General features: G+C 66.6%; 13 protein-coding genes and 1 pseudogene. 7 read left to right on the top strand and 7 right to left on the bottom strand.

What is annotated here, in order from left to right:
- Positions 1-62: 62 nt before the first annotated feature.
- Positions 63-1022: an agmatinase gene (speB, locus tag IPM60_11770; protein ID MBK8908545.1), complete on the top strand. Its 960-nt coding sequence runs from the start codon at positions 63-65 to the stop codon at positions 1020-1022.
- 31 nt (positions 1023-1053) lie between these two features.
- Here speB and IPM60_11765 read toward each other — a convergent pair whose 3' ends face one another.
- On the bottom strand, positions 1054-1602 hold the full coding sequence (locus IPM60_11765) for a hypothetical protein (protein ID MBK8908544.1): 549 nt from the start codon (positions 1600-1602) through the stop codon (positions 1054-1056).
- A 118-nt stretch (positions 1603-1720) separates the two neighbouring features.
- Here IPM60_11765 and IPM60_11760 point away from each other — a divergent pair, with 118 nt between their 5' ends.
- Positions 1721-2584, top strand: coding sequence for an SDR family oxidoreductase (locus IPM60_11760; GenBank protein MBK8908543.1), 864 nt, complete (start codon positions 1721-1723; stop codon positions 2582-2584).
- Here IPM60_11760 and IPM60_11755 read toward each other — a convergent pair.
- The 4 genes from IPM60_11755 to IPM60_11740 all read right to left on the bottom strand — a co-directional run bounded on the left by IPM60_11755 (position 2568) and on the right by IPM60_11740 (position 8759).
- Positions 2568-3473: a hypothetical protein gene (locus IPM60_11755; GenBank protein ID MBK8908542.1), complete on the bottom strand. Its 906-nt coding sequence runs from the start codon at positions 3471-3473 to the stop codon at positions 2568-2570. The genes IPM60_11760 and IPM60_11755 overlap by 17 nt on opposite strands.
- A 2265-nt stretch (positions 3474-5738) precedes the next feature.
- On the bottom strand, positions 5739-6626 hold the full coding sequence (locus tag IPM60_11750) for an SIR2 family protein (GenBank protein MBK8908541.1): 888 nt from the start codon (positions 6624-6626) through the stop codon (positions 5739-5741).
- A 240-nt stretch (positions 6627-6866) separates the two neighbouring features.
- Positions 6867-8039 (bottom strand): ribonuclease D, encoded by a 1173-nt coding sequence (rnd, locus tag IPM60_11745; protein MBK8908540.1) that lies wholly within the window; start codon positions 8037-8039, stop codon positions 6867-6869.
- 90 nt (positions 8040-8129) lie between these two features.
- Complete coding sequence (locus IPM60_11740) at positions 8130-8759, bottom strand: HAD family hydrolase (protein ID MBK8908539.1); 630 nt, start codon at positions 8757-8759, stop codon at positions 8130-8132.
- Positions 8760-8942: 183 nt separating this feature from the next.
- On the opposite strand from IPM60_11740, the pseudogene aspS reads away from it, so the two are divergent.
- From aspS to hcrB, 5 genes and pseudogenes are all read left to right on the top strand, one after another.
- Positions 8943-10699: pseudogene (gene aspS, locus IPM60_11735) on the top strand (aspartate--tRNA ligase).
- A 329-nt stretch (positions 10700-11028) separates the two neighbouring features.
- Positions 11029-11826, top strand: coding sequence for a putative sugar O-methyltransferase (locus IPM60_11730; protein MBK8908538.1), 798 nt, complete (start codon positions 11029-11031; stop codon positions 11824-11826).
- A 232-nt stretch (positions 11827-12058) separates the two neighbouring features.
- The gene (gene hcrC, locus IPM60_11725; protein MBK8908537.1) at positions 12059-12565 is read left to right on the top strand and encodes a 4-hydroxybenzoyl-CoA reductase subunit gamma; all 507 of its coding nucleotides are present in this window, start codon (positions 12059-12061) and stop codon (positions 12563-12565) included.
- Entirely contained in the window at positions 12562-14904 is a 2343-nt protein-coding gene (gene hcrA, locus IPM60_11720) for a 4-hydroxybenzoyl-CoA reductase subunit alpha (protein ID MBK8908536.1), read from the top strand. Before hcrC ends, hcrA begins: the two co-directional genes overlap by 4 nt.
- Positions 14904-15896, top strand: a complete 993-nt coding sequence (hcrB, locus tag IPM60_11715; protein MBK8908535.1) for a 4-hydroxybenzoyl-CoA reductase subunit beta — start codon at positions 14904-14906, stop codon at positions 15894-15896. Before hcrA ends, hcrB begins: the two co-directional genes overlap by 1 nt.
- 4 nt (positions 15897-15900) lie before the next feature.
- Here hcrB and IPM60_11710 read toward each other — a convergent pair whose 3' ends face one another.
- Both IPM60_11710 and IPM60_11705 read right to left on the bottom strand, forming a co-directional pair.
- Entirely contained in the window at positions 15901-16104 is a 204-nt protein-coding gene (locus IPM60_11710) for a hypothetical protein (protein MBK8908534.1), read from the bottom strand.
- Positions 16105-16328: 224 nt separating this feature from the next.
- Positions 16329-19586, bottom strand: coding sequence for a PAS domain S-box protein (locus tag IPM60_11705; GenBank protein MBK8908533.1), 3258 nt, complete (start codon positions 19584-19586; stop codon positions 16329-16331).
- Positions 19587-19669 lie beyond the last annotated feature (83 nt).

Below are 19669 nucleotides of genomic sequence, written 5' to 3'. Positions count from 1 at the left end.
TACGGAGCCCTGCAGGCGCTCGACAATCGTCAAAATATAACCTACTTCTAAAGGAGCACGCCATGGTAGAGAAATCCGGCGGCGACCGGGCGTTCCGGACCGATCGCCTCAACGGCATGGGCGGCGAGCCCACCTATGCGGGCGCGCTCAGCTTCATGCGGCGCAAGTACACCCGCGATCTTGCCGGCGTGGATGTCGCCGTCACCGGAATCCCGCTCGACCTCGCCACCACCAATCGCCCGGGCGCCCGCTTCGGGCCGGCGGCGGTGCGGCGCGCGTCGGCGATGTTGAGCTGGGGCAAGCCCTGGCCGTGGGGGCTCGATCCTTTCGAGCGCCTCGCCGTCGTCGACTACGGCGACTGCTGGTTCGACTTCGGCCGTCCGGAGACCGTCGCCGACGCGATCGAGGCCCATGCGGAAACCATCCTCGCCGCGGGGACCTCCATGCTCAGCCTCGGCGGCGACCACTTCGTCAGCTACCCGCTGCTGCGCGCCCATCATGCCGTGCACGGCCCGCTGTCGCTCATCCACTTCGACGCCCATTCCGACACGTGGCGCGAGGACGGCCGGCGGCTCGACCACGGCACCATGTTCTTCCACGCCGCGGAGGAGGGGCTCGTCGATCCCGGGCGCTCGGTCCAGATCGGCATCCGCACCGGCAACGACGAGGATCATGGCTTCCACATCATCGACGCGTTCCAGCTTCAGAGAGCCGGGGCCGACGCCGTCGCCGCCGAGATACGCCGCATCGTCGGCGCCAACAAGGCCTACCTGACGTTCGACGTGGATTGTCTCGATCCAAGCTGCGCGCCCGGAACGGGCACCCCCGTGGTGGGCGGCCCGACCACGGCCCAGGCGCGGGCGATCGTGCACGGCCTCCGCGATATCCGGTTCGTCGGCATGGACGTGGTCGAGGTCGCGCCGGCCTACGATGTGGCGGACATCACGGCGCTCGCGGCCGCGACCATCGCCTGCGACTACCTGTGCCTGATCGCCGCCCAGCGCCAGGCCGCCGCGGTGTGAGCCCTAACCAGTCCGAACCAAGCAGAGCTTCTTAGGGCCGAGGCTCGGACTGGAACATGTCGAGCATGACCTGATGGATCAACGCCGCGAACTTGGGGTCGCTGGCGCCGTCGGTCCTGGCGATCTTGCCGGTTACGCTCGCCAGCACGGTCTGGCGATCACAGAACGTCGCCACCACCCAGACGAACCCCCGGTGCAGCGGCCCGCCTCCGGCGGAGCGTCCGAGGCACTGGTCGAGGCCGCTGACGGTGGATGCGCCGTTGAACGTCATGACCAGTCGCAGCGACCGGCTGCCGGCGCGGCTCGGTTCGGTGGTGACCGCCCATGCGTCGTTCCGCTGAACGCCCTCCGTCATCGCGCTCAGCGTGATGTCGCGAAATCGCACCGGGTCGATGCCGAAAGGATCGCCGCGAATCTCGACCAGCATCGGCCCCTGGCGCAGCACGCCCCACGCAAAGCTCCACGGGTTGTCGACCCGGTGGACGGCCATCGTCGACGGCGCGTCATCGCAGGACGCCGCGCCCACCACCACAACCGCCGCCGCGAGCAGCGCGCAAGCGATCCGCTTTGCCATCTCCATCCGTATGATCCGATCGTATGACCGAATGGGGTTGATCCCTCGGAACAAAAGGATCAGGAGCAGCGGACGGGTGTCAACAAAAGGTTGCGGAGCCGGTGAAATGGCGGAAGCGAAGGCCATGAACGGGAAGACCTGCGTGATCACCGGCTCGACGGGCGGGATCGGCCGCGTCGCCGCGCTTCGCCTCGCCGACGCCGGGGCGCGCGTCGTCATCGTCGGCCGGGATCGGCAGCGCGGGCAGGCCCTGGCGGAGGGATTGCGGCGCCAGCGCGGCCCCGACACCGCCGAGTTCTTCGCCGCCGACTTGTCCGCCGGAGCGGCGCGCAGCGCCCTGGCGGACGCGATCCTGCAACGGCATCCCCGCATCGACGTCCTCGTCAACAACGCCGGCGGCATGTTCGGCCGGCGCACCATGAGCGCCGACGGCCTGGAGATGACGTTCGCCCTCAACCACATGGGCTATTTCCACCTCACGCACCTGCTGCTGCCGGCGATCCGGGCGGCGGCCCCGGCCCGCATCGTCAACGTCGCCTCGGACGCCCATTTCGGGGCGTCCCTCGACTTCGAAGACCTGCAGAACGAACACTCCTACAGGCGGCTGCGGGCCTACAAGCGGTCCAAGCTCGCCAACGTCTATTTCACCTATGAACTGGCAAGACGGCTGGAGGGCTCCGGCGTCACCGTCAACGCGCTGCACCCGGGCTTCGTCGCCACCGAGATCGGCGTCCGCAACCGATTGATCCCGCGCCTCGTCTGGTCGCTCGCGACCCTCGCCGCCATCGACGTCGAAGCCGGCGCCAGGACCAGCGTGTTCCTGGCCAGCGCCCCGGAGGTCGCGAACGTCACCGGCCGCTACTTCGACAAATGCCGGCCGAAGCCCTCGTCTCCCGCGTCCTACGACGAACCGGCCCAGCGCCGCCTGTGGGACATCAGCGCCGGGCTTTGCGGCCTCGACCCCGCCACCGCTACAGCCGGGCTATAATCCGAGTGCGATTATTGCGGCCGGTCGGGCCCCGCAGTTGGATGAGGTTTTCCACGGATCCGCTAACATAGGAGGCTGCCACCCCCACGTTAGGCCAGGCCACCGTTTGCAGCGCCGCTTTACACTGCTGAACATGAGGATGAGCCGCTAAATGGCGCTCCAGGGTCCCGATATTTCCGATGACGGTATTGCAAGCCGACCTGAATGCAGCGATTTGGCGGCGATCCCAGGATTCTCCGAAATGCTCGATATAGTCCTTATAAGCTGAGGCAACCCTGTAAGGGTAGTGGTTGTCCTTTTCTTTCCGCATCTGCATGAGCAAAAGTTTGTTCGCGTCAAGCCACACCGAGAAAGATCTCGCCCTGTCATTTGAGTACGTAGCGTTTTCTAAAAGATATCGCGCGTACTGATTGTCAATCTGCCGGGTGTTGAATCCGGGAATCTTTCGCGCAAGGCTATACGCGGTATCCAAATAGTTCCTAGCTGCATCGTACTCGTGCAGCGACAGTCGCGCTATAGCATACTGAAGCCAGAAGAACTGATTCCGCTGACATTCGCCCACGCATTTTATCTCTTCGTAATACGCGATTAAGGCTTCTCGTCTACGCCCCGGCGGCAAAATGCCCTCTATCATACTAAACCGCATTAAATCACGTGCAATGTACCTCATCTCCTCATCATCGGCCGTCGCACAGACTGCGTTCCGCAACATCGAAGAGATTGCACCAAGTAAAACACCGGAGTCCCACATCTGCCTCAGCATGAACTGCGCAAACACCCCCGACTTTACAAGTACGCCAACTCCGCTTACGACACAAAACTCCTGTGCCTGCTCATGGCTTGCAGTCCGAGATTTATTGTAGATATCTGCACCGACTAGATCCACCATTCTCCACTGTGTGGGCTCCACATTGATGTGCCTAAGTACGAGTGAGCACACTATAAGGGTCTGCAACGCAGGCGCTGCCTCCATTGCGTCGAATACAAGTTGCAATTTCTGGGCAACGTGTGGAGCTTGAAGTACCGCAAGCAAAATTTGCTGAAACTGGCTTTGATATTTTTGTTCAATATGCTTTAGACGCTGGTGTCTATTTACCGATGTAGAAGAGCCCCAAAGACCAAATTTCGAGAGAACTGCATCAACACGTTCTATCTCCCTTGTTGTTAAAGAGTCGCAACAAAAAATCCTTTAAAGGTTGCTGCCCGAGTATACCAACAAGCCTACCGAACGCGGGAAGGTGCGAGTAGGTGCGCGCTGTAAGCAAAAACCGCAAGCCGGTAGAATCTCCAACAACCAGTTGCTCCAACAAGGAGAAGTGCTTTGGGTAGTCTTCGACTACAATCAATACGTTCTTTTCCATGCGCTTTAGCGCAGCCACCTCGCGGGCCAAAAATGATCCAGACCGCACATACTCGAAAACCCTAAACCCTATTTTATAGAGACCATAGGAAACGGCTTCGCAAAGCATGCTCTTCCCGTTTGCTACCCCCGAATGCAGGGAAACCGCCCTAACCCGTCTTATTCCCCCCCCCCCGGGGCCCCCCCAAAAAAACAAAACCGTTGGTGGGGCCCAAAATATTTTCCCCCCCCCCCCCCCCCCCCACAATATAAATGGCCCCCCTCCCCCCGCCCGGCCCCTGAAACCCCCCCCCCCCGGCCCCCCCCCCCCCCCCCCCCCCCCCCACCCTCCCCCCCCCCCGGCCCCCCCCCCCCCCCCCCCCCCCCCCCCCCCCCCCCCCCCCCCCCCCCCCCCCCCCCCCCCCCCCCCCCCCCCCCCCCCCCCCCCCCCCCCCCCCCCCGGCGGGGCCCCCCCCCCCCCCCCCCCCCCCGCCCCCCCCCCCCCCCCCCCCCCCCCCCCCCCGCCCCCCCCCCCCCCCCCCCCTCCCCCCCCCCCCCCCCCCCCCCCCCCCCCCCCCCCCCCCCCCCCCCCCCCCCCCCCCCGGGCCCCCCCCCCCCCCCCGCCCCGCCCCCCCCCCCCCCCCCCCCCCCCCCCCCCCCCCCCCCCCCCCCCCCCCCCCCCCCCCCCCCCCCCCCCCGCCGCGCCCCCCCCCCCCCCCCCCCCCCCCCCCCCCCCCCCCCCCCCCCCGCCCCGCCCCCCCCCCCCCCCCCCCCCCCCCCCCCCCCCCCCCCCCCCCCCCCCTGCCCCCCCCCCCCCCCCCCCCCCCCCCCCCCCCCCCCCCCCCCCCCCCCCCCCCCCCCCACCCCCCCCCCCCCCCGGGGCCCCCCGCCCGCCCCCCCCCCCCCCCCCCCCCCCCCCCCCCCCCCCCCCCCCCCCCCCCCCCCCCCCCCCCCCCCCCCCCCCCCCCCCCCCCCACCCCACCCCCCCCCCCCCCCCCCCCTCCGGGGCACATGTTGCTCCCCCCCCCCGGCCCCGCCCCCCCCCCCCGCCCCCCACCCCCCCCCCCCCCCGCCCGTAAACCCCCCCCCCCCCCCACCCCCAACCCCCCCCGGGCCGGCGCCCCCCCCCCCCCCCCCCCCCCCCCCCCCCCCCCCCCCCCCCGCCCCCCCGCCCCCCCCCCGTACCCCCCCCCCCCCCCCCCCCCCCCCCCCCCGTGCAGTCAGGAGCCCCCCGCCCCCCCCCCAGCACACCCAAAAACCCCCCCCCCGCCCCCCCAGCCCCCCACCCCCCCCCCCCCCCCCCCCCCCCCCCCCCCCCCCCCCCCCCCCGGTCCGCCTCGTTCTCCATACCCCCGCCTCTGGCTGAGCCAGGCTACGCGACGCCATCCGGGCCCCGCCCCTGCCCCTCCCCGGATCCCCCCCCCCCCCCCGAACCCCCCAAAACCGCCCCCCCCAAACACGGAAACCGGCCCCCCCCCCTCCCGCCCCCCCCCCCCCCCCCCCGCCGCCCCCCCCCCCCCCCCCCCCCACCCCCCCCCCCCCCCCCGAGAAAACGGGGCCCCCCCCCCCCCCCCACCCCCCCCCCACCCACCCCCCCACACAAAAAAACCAGCCCAAGGGCAAGAGAAAAAAAAAAACCCCGGCCCCCGGCCTCTCCCCCCCCCCCCCCCGCCCCAAACCCCCCCCCCCCGCCCGGCCCCCCAGGGAGGCCGGCCGAACACCCTTTTTATTTTCCCGGAGTTTTCCCTAGGGGCTCGCGATAGATGAAGTATTCCCCGTCGTCTAGGTCTACTCCTTGCGCGACAAGATCCGGTTTTATTTGCCCGTAAAGCAAAGGTCGATGACATCGCGATCGCGCACAGCCGTCGCTGGAGGGCTGTGATACGCTCCGCGGAAACAAGTCAAATACAGTGCCTGTTCAGTTCGGACGTGTGTAGACGCAATGTCTCGAATTTTGCATGCGAGCGCCTCGGCCCCGATGTCTACGATGCTTCCAAAACGCTGTAGCGTATATAAGTCCATTTCGTCAGGATTCGGTCGGGTCACAAAGAAACATTTTTGGTGAATAGAGTGGTCCTCATAAAGCACGCGAGATATGTCCAGATCGTATAGCGAGTAGCCTACAAAAAATATAGATCTCGCAGCTTGAAGGTCTTGACGAAAAAGCCGGCCCCACGTTGATTCGCCAAACAGAAACGACAGATAGGACGTATTGGTCAACTTGAATTCCGCGCGCAGCGTTCGCGGCGTTAGCTGGTCAATCGAGCCGTTAAGATGCACGCAGTGTGTTGCAGACCTTCGCAGTGCGCTCGGATCATTGCCGAGGGATAGAGACTGAGTGCGTCTTCCATTTGCCTGCAACGAAAGTTCCAGCACAGTGTCATAGTTCGTTGTGTATATGCGGTGCCACGGGCATAGACCGTAGGCTTTCTGCCATTCTGCGATGGAAAGTACAGTAAACGTGCTTTGTAGGATCTCGGTGAGTTTTAACGACCCGAGCTTGCGCTCCGCCGCTTCCGCAATCAGATCTAAGCCGTGACCGCTTTCTGGCATACCAGCTGCTTTGGCCAAAATACTGGCTAACTCGTTGCCGGTGGGCAGCGTGTTTCCGTCCACATTAACCGCACATTGCGCGAATCCAGCTCCTGCAAAAAGAAGTGCTCTGCCATCGAGAGCATGACCAATGGCTTCATCAAGATCCATAATCGCCATCCTAAGCGAGGACTCGGAATTTGTTTCCGCGAAAGTGTGTCGCCGGTGCGGCCGGGGATCAAGCGTTGAATAGCTCTGCAGCATGTACCGAGGCCCACGTCGAGCGGAAGGCGCGCGAGAGACTGCCAGCACGGGAGTAACGCGGTGTGAGGGATGTAGTGAGCACAGCGCGGGCTTTGCGGTGCTTCGGCAGTAACGGGAAGTGGTAGTGTCGGCCCGAGCTGAAGCGGCTCAGTTCGTGCCGCTGTTCGCGTGCTGAAGGTCCACCAGCTTGAGGCGGCGGCCATCGACGGTGACGGCGAGGCGGCCGTCGCGGACCTTGAGGGCGTCGTCGCCGAACACGGTGCGGCGCCAGCCCGTCAGCGCGTGCACGGCCGCGTCGCCGCCCAGCGCCGCGATCGCTTCCACGTCGGCGGCGGACGCCACCAGCTTCTGCGCGACGTCGTGCTCGTCGCACTTCATTTTCAGCACCACCTTGAGAAGCTCGGCGATCGCCGCCGTGCCGCGGCCGGCGTCCCGGCGCTCCAGCGGTTGCGGGCAGTCTTCGTCGGGGACGGCGAGGCCGCGGGCGACGGCTTCCAGCAACTCCGCGCCCTGGGCGCCGTTGGCGAAGCCGTGGGGCAGGCCGCGGGTGCGCGACAGCGCCTCGCTGGTGGTCGGCACGTGGTGGGCGATCTCGGCCAAAGCCTCGTCGCGCATCACCCGGCCGCGGGGCACGTCGCGCTCCTTCGCCTTCAACTCCCGCCACGCCGCCAGTTCACGGAGCACGGCGAGAAAGCGGCTGCCGCCCCGGCTCTTGATGCGCCTGTAGGCCTCCCGCGGATCCATCTCGTACGTCGCCGGGGTGGTCAGTTCCGCCATCTCCTCCTCGAGCCAGGCGATGCGACCGTCGGACCCCATGCGTTGCTTGAGCTTCTCGTATATGGTCCGGAGGTGGATTACGTCGCCGAGGGCGTAGTCGATCTGCCGCTGGCTCAACGGGCGCAGCGACCAATCGGTGAAGCGCGACGACTTGTCGAGCCGCGCCTTGGCGAGCTTCGCCACCAGGGTCTCGTAGCCGACCTGATCGCCGAAGCCGCACACCATCGCCGCGACCTGGGTGTCGAACACCGGCGCCGGCAGCTTGCCCATCAGCTGATAGAAGATCTCCAGATCCTGACGGGCGGCGTGGAACACCTTGGTAACGTCCGGCGCCGCGAGCACCTCGAACAGCGGCGCCAGGTCGATGCCGTCCGCGAGGGGATCGATGGCGACGGCCTGCTTCGCGCTCGCCACCTGCACCAGGCAGAGGCGCGACCAGTAGGTGCGCTCGCGCATGAACTCGGTGTCGACGGTGATGTACGCGCTTCCGGCGAGGCTGTCGCAGAAGTCGGCGAGGTCGTCGGTGTCGGAAATCAGGCTCATCAGGCAAACGCTATACAGTCAAACGGCGGCTGCGCAAAGCGTGGCCGTTGCAGGGGGTATTGGAGGCGCCGAGGCCACGGCGCCAGAGGCTCACAGCTCCAGGCCGCGAAGATCCGCGACCGTCGTCGTTCCGGGCGGGAAGACGCCGGTTTCCCCCGGCGGCACCCGGCCGATGAAGCGGACGCCGTTGGCCGCCGCGGCGTCGAAGTCCGAGCGACCGTCGCCGATCATGACCACCGCCGCCGGATCGAACCAGTGAGTCGCGATGACGTCGTGGAGGATGGCGGTCTTGTCGGGCGGCGAGCCGAAGATGTCGGTGAAGCAGGCCGCCATGGCGCGCCGCTCGACGATGCGCTCCAACTCCGCTTGGGGCGTCGCGGAGGCGATGAACAGCGGCAGGACGCCGCGGTAGCGATCGAGAAAGGCGAGGGCGCCCGGAACGGCGTCGCAGGCCACCACCTTGTCCTCGACCAACCGGCCGAAGCGGTCGCTCAGCCGCTGCAACTCATCCGCCGCGATGTCCTCGCCGAGCAGGTCGCGGTGACAGCGGCGAATGCGGACGAAGCGGGAGATGCCGGTGTTGGCGCGATAGTAGGCCGCCGCCTTGTCCTCGATCTGGCGGCCGAACGGCGCGTAGAGCGTGCGGAAGGCCGCGACCTTCAGATCGAGCGACTCGACCAGCGTGCCGTCGAAATCGAGAAACACGGCCTCGGGTGTCATGGCCGGACCTCTCCGCCACAGGGTTCCGCAACCCCATAGCAGGCCACGGCGGGCGGATCATCCGATTTTCAGTCCCGACGACGATGCGCCGATGATCGGCCGAGACGCGGCGGCTTGACATTGTGCAGGCTTCCGTGTGGTTTGGGCGCCGCGGCATGCACCGCAACCGGATCAGGAAACTCAATGCATCCCTTTCGCACCCACACGTGCGGCGCGCTGCGCCCCGCCGACGCCGGCGAAACCGTCCGCCTCTCGGGCTGGATCCATCGCAAGCGCGACCACGGCAACCTGCTGTTCATCGACCTCCGCGACCATTACGGATTGACCCAGTGCGTGGTCGAGGTCTCCAGTCCGCTGTTCGCGCTGACCGAGCGGGCGCGGCCCGAAAGCGTCGTCACCATAACCGGCCCGGTGGTGCGCCGCTCCGCCGACACCGTCAACCCCGGCCTGCCGACGGGCGAGGTGGAGGTGCGCATTCACGAGTTCCACATCGAGTCGCCGGCCGACGTGCTGCCGTTGCAGGTGTTCGGCGACACGGAATACGGCGAGGAGATGCGGCTTCGCTACCGCTACCTCGACCTCCGCCGCGACAAGGTGCACCGCAACATCATGCTCCGCGCGGGGTCATCGCCTCGATCCGCCGGCGCATGATCGAGCAGGGCTTCATCGAGTTCCAGACGCCGATCCTGACCGCGTCGTCGCCCGAAGGGGCGCGCGACTACCTGGTGCCGAGCGCGCCAGCATGCGGGGCAGTTCTACGCCCTGCCGCAGGCGCCGCAGCAGTTCAAGCAGCTCCTGATGGCGTCCGGCTTCGACCGCTATTTCCAGATCGCGCCGTGCTTCCGCGACGAGGACGCTCGGGCGGACCGTTCGCCGGGCGAGTTCTACCAGCTCGACTTCGAGATGGCGTTCGCGACCCAGGAGGACGTGTTCGCCGCGCTGGAGCCGATCCTCGCAGGCGTGTTCCGGGAGTTCGGCGGCGACCGCACGGTGACGGAGGAGCCGTTCCCGCGCATCCCGTATCGAGGCGATGCGCAGCTACGGCCCGGACAAGCCCGACCTGCGCAACCCGCTCGTCATCGCCGACGTCACCGAGGCTTTCGCGGCTCGGGCTTCGGGCTGTTTGCGCGCAACGTCGAGAAGGGCGGGTGGTGCGCGCGATCCCGGCGCCGGGCGCAGGGTCCGCAGCCGCGCAGCTTTTCGACAAGCTCAACGACTGGGCGCGCGGCGAGGCAGGCGGGCTCGGCTACATCTGGTTCGAGGGGCGGCGCCAAGGGGCCGATCGCCAAGAACCTCGACGCCGGCGCGCATCGACCCGTCCGAGGGCGCGGCCGGGGTCGGCGATGGCGATGCGGTGTTCTTCGTCTGCCAGCCAAGACGCAGGCGGCGAAGTTCGCCGGCCTGGCGCGGAGCGGATCGGCGAGGAACTGGGCCTGCTCGAGGAGGGGGCGTTCCGGTTCTGCTGGATCGTCGACTTCCCGATGTACGAGCTCAACGAGGACACCGGCCTGATCGAGTTCAGCCACAACCCGTTCTCGATGCCGCAGGGCGGCATGGAGGCGCTGGAGACGATGGACCCGCTCGCGATCAAGGCGTTCCAGTACGACATCGTCTGCAACGGCGTCGAGCTGTCGTCGGGCGCGATCCGCAACCACCGCCCGGACATCATGGTCAAGGCGTTCGCGATCGCCGGCTACGACGCCGACGAGGTGGAGCGCCGTTTCGGCGGCCTCTACAACGCCTTCCAGTTCGGCGCCCGCCGCATGGCGGCTCGGCGCCCGGGCATCGACCGCATCGTGATGCTGCTCGCCGACGAGCCGAACATCCGCGAGGTCATCGCCTTCCCGATGAACCAGCAGGCCCAGGACCTCCTGATGGGCGCGCCGCCACCGTCGATGCCCAGCGCGCCAAGCGAATCGCACCTGTGCCTTGACCCCTGAAGCCGAAAAACAGTGCGAGCCGGGGGCAACCTGATCGCAACCATATGTCAGCTTTCCTGTACAGCTCCGCTGTTCGTGGCAAGGTGACAGGAGACGATATCCATGGGCGCTAAAAGCGCGGGCTCGCGCGACTCTGAACGCTTTGCTTCATCGCTTCGGCCAGGTGATCGTCGACGAGCGGATGCTGTACGACTGGCAGAAGGCCTCGTACCAGACCGCCGGACGGTCCGGATCGGCGCAGCTACCGGCAGGCGCGGCGGACTACCTGGGTCCCCGACAATGCGCGCCTCAGGGAACTGCAGGCTCGCTACGCCGCGTTCGACGACCGGGTGACGACTCCGCTGGTGTGGACCGACGACCACGTCAGTTCAGAAGACATGCTCTATTTCCGGGGTGACAATGCCTACGTGTGGCAGGTGCGCAAGTGGAGCATGAATATCATGGTCTACGCGCTAACCACCTACTACGTCCGGTCGATCGACACGCTCGGCTTACTGGACAAGCTCGAAGAAGACGATGACTTCGGCATCCACACCGTTCAGATCGACAACAAGCGCGTGTCCCGCGACCTTCTGGACTCCATCGTCGAAATCCATTTCCTCGAAAAGCACCTTGGCATTTCGTCCCGCCGTGACGTGACCGTGTTGGATATCGGGGCCGGATACGGCCGGCTGGCACATCGAATGCTCGGCGCCCTGCCCAACATCTCCCGATACCTCTGCACCGACGCCGTGCCGGTCTCCACGTTCGTCTGCGAGCATTACCTTCGGCATCGCAGGCTCGACGACAGGGCGAAGGTCGTTCCGCTCGACGAGATCGAGGACACCGTGTCTGCTGCACGCGTGGACGTGGCGGTCAACGTCCACAGTTTCTCGGAATGCAGGCTCCCGGCGATCGACTGGTGGCTGTCCTTGCTTGCGAAGAACAACGTCAAATATCTGATGATCGTGCCGAACACCGACGCCCTCAAAACAAAGGACGGGCAGGATTTCACCCCCATCATCGAGCAGCATGGCTATCGTCTGAAAGCCGCGGAACCCAAATTCTCGGACCCGGTTGTCCAGCAGTACGGCATCAACCCTGTTCACCACTATCTGTTCGAACTCCGGGAGCACAGGTCGGGATAGCCGCAGGCGAATCCCGACCCATGAATTCGGACCGCGCCCGCCCTGGTTGAGCGCGGCGAGTCCGCGCTCCGGCGCCCGGATGTGACACCCGGTCACTCTCGTCCCCTCCCTCCGTCTGCGGCGGTTCATGAAGCGAGCCGGTCACGCGCGCTCGGCGCCGACTCCGGTTGCGTTGAAGTGTCCGATGCTATAATATAATTAATGTTCGGGGGGCAAACGAATCCCCCGTCCGATGAAGTGCGGAGGAGGGGAGGCGACGCCGGTGGCTAAGATGATGCTGCGTCTAACGCTCAACGGGCGGGCGCGGGAGGACGCAGTCGCGGACAACGTGCTGCTGATCGACTACCTTCGCGAGGTGGTCGGGCTGACCGGCACCAAGATGGGCTGCGACGGCGGCGAATGCGGCGCCTGCACGGTGCTGATCGACGATGAGCCGCGGCTCTCCTGCATCACCATGGCGCATCGTGCGGCCGGTCATCGCATCGAGACCATCGAGGGCGCGGCCCGCGACGGGCGTCTGTCCCGCCTGCAACGGGCGTTCCACGAGTATCTCGGCTCCCAGTGCGGTTACTGCACGCCCGGGATGATCATGGCCGCCGAGGGGCTGCTGCGGCGCGCGCCCGCACCTTCGACCGCGGAGATCCGCGACGGCCTCAGCGCCAACATCTGCCGCTGCACCGGCTACACCAAGATCATCGAGGCAGTGCACGCCGCCGCTGCCGCCGGGGACACCCCATGACGGAAGGTTTGACCGCGACCAGGCCGGCGCGTCTGGTCGGCGAGCGGGTGCCGCTGATCGACGGCGTCGAGAAGGTGAGCGGCGCCGCCGAATACACCGCAGACTTCGCGCATGCCGACGCTTTGGTCGGGCGGATCCTCCGAAGCCCCTACAGCCACGCCGACCTTCTCGAGGTGGACGTGGCGGAGGCGCGGGCGGTGCCCGGCGTCGTTGCGGTGCTGACCGGCGACGACTGCGATGTGCCGTTCGGGATTCTGCCGATCGCCCAGAACGAATACCCACTGGCGCGGGGCCGGGTGCGCTACCGCGGCGATCCGGTGGCTGCCGTTGCCGCGATCGACGAGGCTGCGGCGGAGCGCGCGCTCTCGCTGATCCGCATGCGCGCGTGCACGAACTGCCCGCCGCATTCAACGCCAAGGCCGGCGCGGGCGCCGGGCGCCGTCGACCTTCACGGCAACCGCCCGGGCAACCTCGAGCGCGATGTCCACCACCAGTTCGGCGACGTGGATGCCGGCTTCGCCGCTGCGGACACGATCCTGGAGCGCACCTACACCTGCGCCGAGGTCACCCACGTGCAGATGGAGCCGGACGCCTCGCTCGCCGCCTACGACGCCGAGCGTGACCGCATGACCCTGCACACCGTCTCCCAGGTGCCGTACTACGTGCACCTCAAGGTCGCCCAGTGCCTCGGCATGGACACGTCCCGCATCCGCGTCGTCAAGCCGTTCATCGGCGGCGGCTTCGGGCACCGCACTGAGACTCTCAATTTCGAGATCATTGCCTGCCTCCTCGCGCGTGCGGCCCGCGGCCGCGTGCGCCTCAAGCTCTCGCGCGAGGAAACCCAGATCACCCATCGCGGCCGGCCGCGCACCGATGTCACGATCAAGCTCGGCGTTACCCGCGACGGCCGCATCACCGCCTGCGCCTGTGAGACGGTGCAGGACGGCGGCGCCTACGGCGGTTACGGCATCGTCACCATCCTTTACGCCGGCTCCCTGCTGAACGCCATCTACGACATCCCGGCGGTGCGCTACGACGGCTACCGGGTTTACACCAACACCCCGCCGTGCGGGGCGATGCGCGGTCACGGCACCGTCAACGTCCGCTACGCCTTCGAATCAGTTCTCGACGAAGCGGCGCTGGACCTTGGCCTCGATCCCATCGAGATGCGCCGGCGCAACCTGCTCACGGCGCCGATCCGGACCATCAACGACCTGATGGTGGAAAGCTACGGTCTGCCGGAGTGCCTCGATTATGTCGAAGAAGCGTCCGGTTGGCGGGAGCGGCGCGGCCACCTCCCCAAAGGCAAGGGCCTCGGCGTCGCCTGCTCGCACTACGTCAGCGGCGCCGCCAAACCGGTACACTGGACGGGCGAGCCCCACGCGGTGGTCAATCTCAAGCTCGACTTCGACGCCGGCATCACCATCCTGACCGGCGCCGCCGACATCGGTCAGGGCTCATCCACCATCCTCGCCCAAATCGTCGGCGACGTGCTCGGGCTGGACCTGTCCCGCATCAGCGTCGTCGCCAATGACAGCCGCATCACGCCCAAGGACAATGGCTCCTACTCGTCCCGCGTCACCTTCATGGTCGGCAATGCCGCCCTGCAAGCGGCTAACAACCTCAAGGGCCTGCTCGTCGCCGCGGCCGCCCGCAAGCTGGAAGCCGAACCCGGGGACATCGAGTGCCTTGGCGAAGTCTACCGGGTCGCCGGCAGCCAGGATCGCGGCCTCAAGTTCGACGAAGTGGTGGAGGAGGCGCTGGTCGATACCGGCACCCTCACCGTCAAGGGCACGTTTACGGTGCCGCGGGATTACCAGGGCGGCAAGTACCGCGGCGCCGCGGTCGGCAGTTCGATGGCGTACTCCTACGCCGCCGCGGTCGCCGAGGTCAGCGTCGATGAGGACACTGGCCTCGTCACCGTCGACAAGGTGTGGGCGGCGCACGATTGCGGCTACGCCCTCAACCGCCTGTCGGTGGAGGGCCAGGTGCAGGGGGCCGTGTGGATGGGGCTCGGCCAGGCGTTGAGCGAGGAAACCCGCTACGACAACGGCCTGCCCATGGCCGCCAACATGCTCGACTACCGGGTGCCGACGATCGTCGAATCCCCCGACATTGAGGTGAAGATCGTCGAGAGCGTCGATCCCAACGGCCCGTACGGCGCCAAGGAGGCCAGCGAAGGCGCACTTGCCAGCGTCATCCCGGCAGTCGCCAACGCGGTCTACAACGCCATCCAGCTACGCATGCGGGAGACACCGATGACGCCCGACAGGGTCATGGCCGCCATGGAGCGGCAGGAGCGCGCACAGCGCCGAGGCCGGGCGGGGAGGGCGGCCTGATGGAGTACATGCCGGAACTCCGGCTCATTCGCCCCGCCTCGGTGGCGGAGGCGGTAAGCGCCCGCCGCGACGCCCCCGAAGCCCGGTTGCTCGCCGGCGGCACCGACATCGTGCCCAACATCCGCCGCGGCATCGTAGCACCTGGAACTCTGATCGACGTGTCGGAGATCGCCGAGATGGGCCGAATCGAGGCCGATGGGGACGGTCTCCGCATCGGCGCCGCCGTGACCCTGACTGCTCTCGGCGAGCACCCGGAGGTGCGCGCGCGATATCCCGTGCTCGTCGAGGCGGCAACGAAGGTGGCGGCGCGCACCCACCGCAACGTCGCGACCGTCGGCGGCAACCTCTGTCTCGACACTCGCTGCGTGTTCTATAACCAGAGCGAGTGGTGGCGGCGCAGCAACGACTATTGTTTCAAACACCAGGGCGATGTCTGCCACGTGGCGCCGAAGACCGTCGCCTGCTTCGCGGCGTACAGCGGCGACGTGGCGCCGGCGCTGATCGTCCTGGACGCCGAGGTCGAAATCGCCTCCGCCGACGGCGTCCGCGTCATCCCGTTGCCGGACCTGTACCGGGAGGACGGCCGGGACCACGTGCGGCTCGATCCGGACGAGTTGGTGGTCGCCGTGCGGGTTCCGAACCGGGATGGGTGGCGAAGCGGCTACGCCAAGGCGCGGGTCCGCAGCGCCATCGATTTCCCGCTCGCTGGCGTCGCTGCCGCCGTGCGCCTCGACGACGACGTTGTGGCCGGCGTCCGCGTCGCCCTCACCGGCACCAACCCCAGGCCGCTGCTGGTCGAGGGAACGGAGGCAGTGGTGGGTCAACGCCTTGAGGACGCCGCAATCGCCCGGCTCGTTGACCTGATCCCGAAACAGATTCAGCCGATGACCAGCACCTTCACGCCGCCCGGGTACCGCCGGCGGGTGGTCGCCAACATGACCCGCTCGCTGCTGCGGAGGCTGTCGGCGCGTGTGCGCATCGAAGACGGATGAGCCTCTACGCGCACACCCGAATCAGCGCCGCGGCAGAGTGCTTGCACCGCTTCTCGACAACCCGTATGGCGGCGCGCTTGGCCTCTGAATAGGTGCCGGCGTGACTGTAGGTCACGTCGTCCGGCAGCCAGAAATACCACAGGCGGTAGCCCCGCGGCTTGTGGTTATGCGCCCGGACATAGCGGTCAATGCTGAACTCGATCGTCATCGTCGTCCACGCCCCTCACGTTGAGCCTCCGTATGGCGAGTCATTCGCCCGCCATATCCATAGACGACACCAGGACCCGTGCCGTTCTGGCGTCCGCGTGTCGATCCCCATTATCTCTTGGGGGCCACATGTAGATCATCCCGATGTCGGTGCGGTCAAGGGTCAGGAAGCGGTGCAATGGAATTCTGGCGATAGCGTGGCAAACGCGCAACAAGATCGCCCCTTCAGGCGTCGGCTGTCGCGAACAGTCCGGCAAACGCGCGCGCCAGATCCCGTTGCGAATATGGCTTCAGGATCAAGGGTGTTGCTGTCGGCGTCGGGTAGCCGTGCAAGCTTCCCCGCGGAAAGCCGCTGGCATACGCCACTCTGAGACCGGGGCGAAGCGCCGTCGCCTCAGCCGCCAAGTGCTCGCCGGTCATGGACCCGTCGAGGGTCAGGTCGGTGAACAACAGGTCGATCCGAGGGAGATCTTTGAGGCGTTGCAGCGCCTCCACGGAGCCGTCCACGGCGACCACCAGCATCCCCATGGCGTTCAGCATCTTCACGGCGATTCTGCGCAGCTTGCCGTCATGCTCCACAACCAGAACGGTCTTGCGGTCCAACAGGTCCACGATGGCGCCCGGCGCGACCCCACCTTCTTCCGCCAGGTCTCGAGCCGCCGCTGCGTGTTCGTTTGCCGCTACTGCCGCCTTCGCCTGCGGCAGGAAGAGCTGAACGGACGTTCCCAGTTCTTGGGCGCTGTATACGCAGACATGGCCTCCGGACTGGTGCACGAATCCATAGACCATGCTGAGGCCGAGCCCGCTCCCCTGGCCGATGCCCTTGGTGGTGAAGAAGGGCTCGAAGATCCGCTCGATCGTCTCGGGAGACATGCCCGTGCCGGTGTCCGTCATGGCGAACAGGACATAGGCGCCCTGCCTGACGTCCTCGAATTCTTCCGTATAGGCGCGGTCGAGCACGACGTTCCGAGTCTCCAGGGTGAGCGTCCCGCCGTCCGGCATGGCGTCGCGGGCGTTGACAGCCAAGTTGACCAACGCCCGCTCGAACTCACCGCGATCGGCGAGCGCCGGCCACAGGTCTGCGCTCAACGTCTCGCGGATCTTGACGTTCGAGCCGAACGTTCGCCGCAGCAGGTCCACCATCCCGGAGGCGATCCGGTTGACGTCGATGACTTGCGGGTTGAGCGCCTGCCGACGGCCGAACGCCAGCAAACGATGGGTTAGCTCGGCGCCGCGCTGTGCCGACCACAGGGCATCGGCGACCAGTTCCCGGCACTCCGCATCGAGCCCTTCGCTCTCCTGAAGGAGCTGCAGGTTGCCGAGAATGATGCCGAGCAGGTTGTTGAAGTCGTGGGCAAGGCCGCCGGCCAACTGCCCGATCGCCTCCATCTTCTGCGCCTGGCGCAGATGATCCTCGGTGACCTTGCGCTGGGTGATGTCCTCCTTGACGCACACGAAACTGACGATCTGGCCGCGCGAGTCCTTGACCGGTGCGATGGATGCGAACTCCCAGAACAGGTTTCCGTTTTTCTTCTTGTTGTGAAATTCGCCGCGCCACACCTGGCCGGCGGTGATCGTCGACCACAGACGTTCGTATTCCTCCGGGGGGGTGTGTCCGGATTTGAGGATGCGCGGGTTCTTGCCGACGACCTCCGCCAACCCGTAGCCCGTGACCTCCGAGAATTTCGGATTGACGTACTCGATTCTGCCCTCGACATCGGTGATCACCACCGATGACGGGCTTTGCTCGATCGCCTGAAACATCTTGCTGACGTCGCGCTGGGCGCGCTTGCGGGCGGAAGCGTCCTTTATGATGACAAGGTGTTGCAGCTTGCCGTCCCAGTAGGTGGGCAGCGCCTGCATTTCCGCAAACGCGATGGAGCCGTTGCTCCGTTCGATCTTGATCTCGACCTGCTCGGTGTCGTTCAAGGAATGTTGGAATGGACGTCCATTCATCGATTCGGCAGTCTGCCCGAACAGCCGTTCGGCAGCCTGATTGGCGAAGCGGATGCGGTAGTCGGAGTCGACGATGACGATCCCGAAGGAGCCGGATTCGATCAGTGATCGCCAGCGCGCGTCGCTTTCCTTCAGCCGCTGCTCGTTGCGCCGGCGCGCGCTGATGTCGCGGATGATCCCCGTGAAGTACCGGCTGCCGGCGGCGGTCCACGTCGACACCGAGAGCGACACCGGCAGTTCCGTGCCGTCTTTGCAGACCGCCTCCATCTCGAGGGTCTTCCCCGTCAGGTGGGTCTGGCCCCCCTCGACCGCGAGTTCAAGTCCGATCCGGTGGCGCTCGCGGTAACGCTCGGGCACCAGCGACAGCAACGGCTGGCCGACGATCTCCTCCTCCGTGTAGCCGAAGATGCGTTCGGCCGCCTTGTTCCACAGCACGACGGTGCCCAACGCGTCGATCGAGATGATTGCGTCGCCGGCCGTCTCGGTGATGCTCCGAAACCGCTCCTCGCTTTCCCGCAGCGTCTCTTCGGTCCGCTTCTGCTCGGTCACGTCCTCGAACAGCGACACCACCTCGCCGCTCGGCAGCTTGCATACGAAGCTCTTGCGCCAGCCGGACACATGATCGCTCTGGAAGAAATTGATGGGATAGTGCTCCGACTGACCCGTCCGCCAAACCCGCTTCAAGAGGTCGAAGTAACCGGTATCGCGTGCGCTGCCTTCGCCGACGCGGCGACCCAGCAGATCCTGTCTGCGGACATGATCGATCGCTTCTGCGCCTCGATTGAGGTCCGTGAGTACGAAGTCCGCCCCACCGCCGACGGGTTCGTAGACGGCGGCGCCGCTGCTCATGTTTTCAAACAACTCGCGAAAGCGGGATTCGCTCAAGCGGACCTGGCGGATGATGGGCTCGCCTACGCGGAAGAACAGCGCTGCGCCTCCGGCAATGGTGATCATGGCAATGGCAAGGACGGCGCCGCCCGCCTTGAAGAAGGGTTCGTGGATCTCTGCGAGGTCGATCTTGGCGACGATACCGAGGTTCAGAATCCCGACCGGTTCGTGCGCCGCCAGCACGGTCTCGCCGCGATAGTCCTGGCCGATGATGGTTCCCGACGCCCCCGACAGTGCGCGGCGCATCGGCTCGGCGAGGCCGGACCGAATGGCCACGGGGTCGGGCTGGTTGTCCTCGGAGTGCCGTTGGCGCAGCACAAACACGATGGAATCGCCTTCCCGTTTGGCAAGCGTGAACTCCCCGGTGTTGCCGAGCCCCTGGATCTGGAGCCGCTCATAGGCATCGGTCACCTGCGCCAGCGTCGCCGCCGCGACGCTGCCCGGTGATGTTTCAGTGCGCTCGGCACTTCGCGCCATGGCCTCCAACAGACGCGCCTGACTCTGCGCCATCTCGGCGAGGCGGTCGCGCTGTTGATCGACGGAGGTCTGGTAGAGAATGCCGATCGACGTGGCGCCGATGATCAACGCCACGCCGGCCATGATCACGATTAAGAGAATGAACCGCTTGTATTCGCCCATCACTGCCATCTCCGCACGACCGTCGCCTATCCTGATATGCTTCTTGAACGCGGCCAACAACAAAGCCGGCGCTGTGGCCGCGG

The sequence above is a fragment of the Rhodospirillales bacterium genome (genome assembly GCA_016710335.1).
Classification (GTDB): Bacteria; Pseudomonadota; Alphaproteobacteria; order Rhodospirillales; family Defluviicoccaceae; genus JADJXQ01.
The sequence above is the reverse complement of the archived record's forward strand: the minus strand, read 5'-3'. Positions and strand labels throughout refer to the sequence as shown.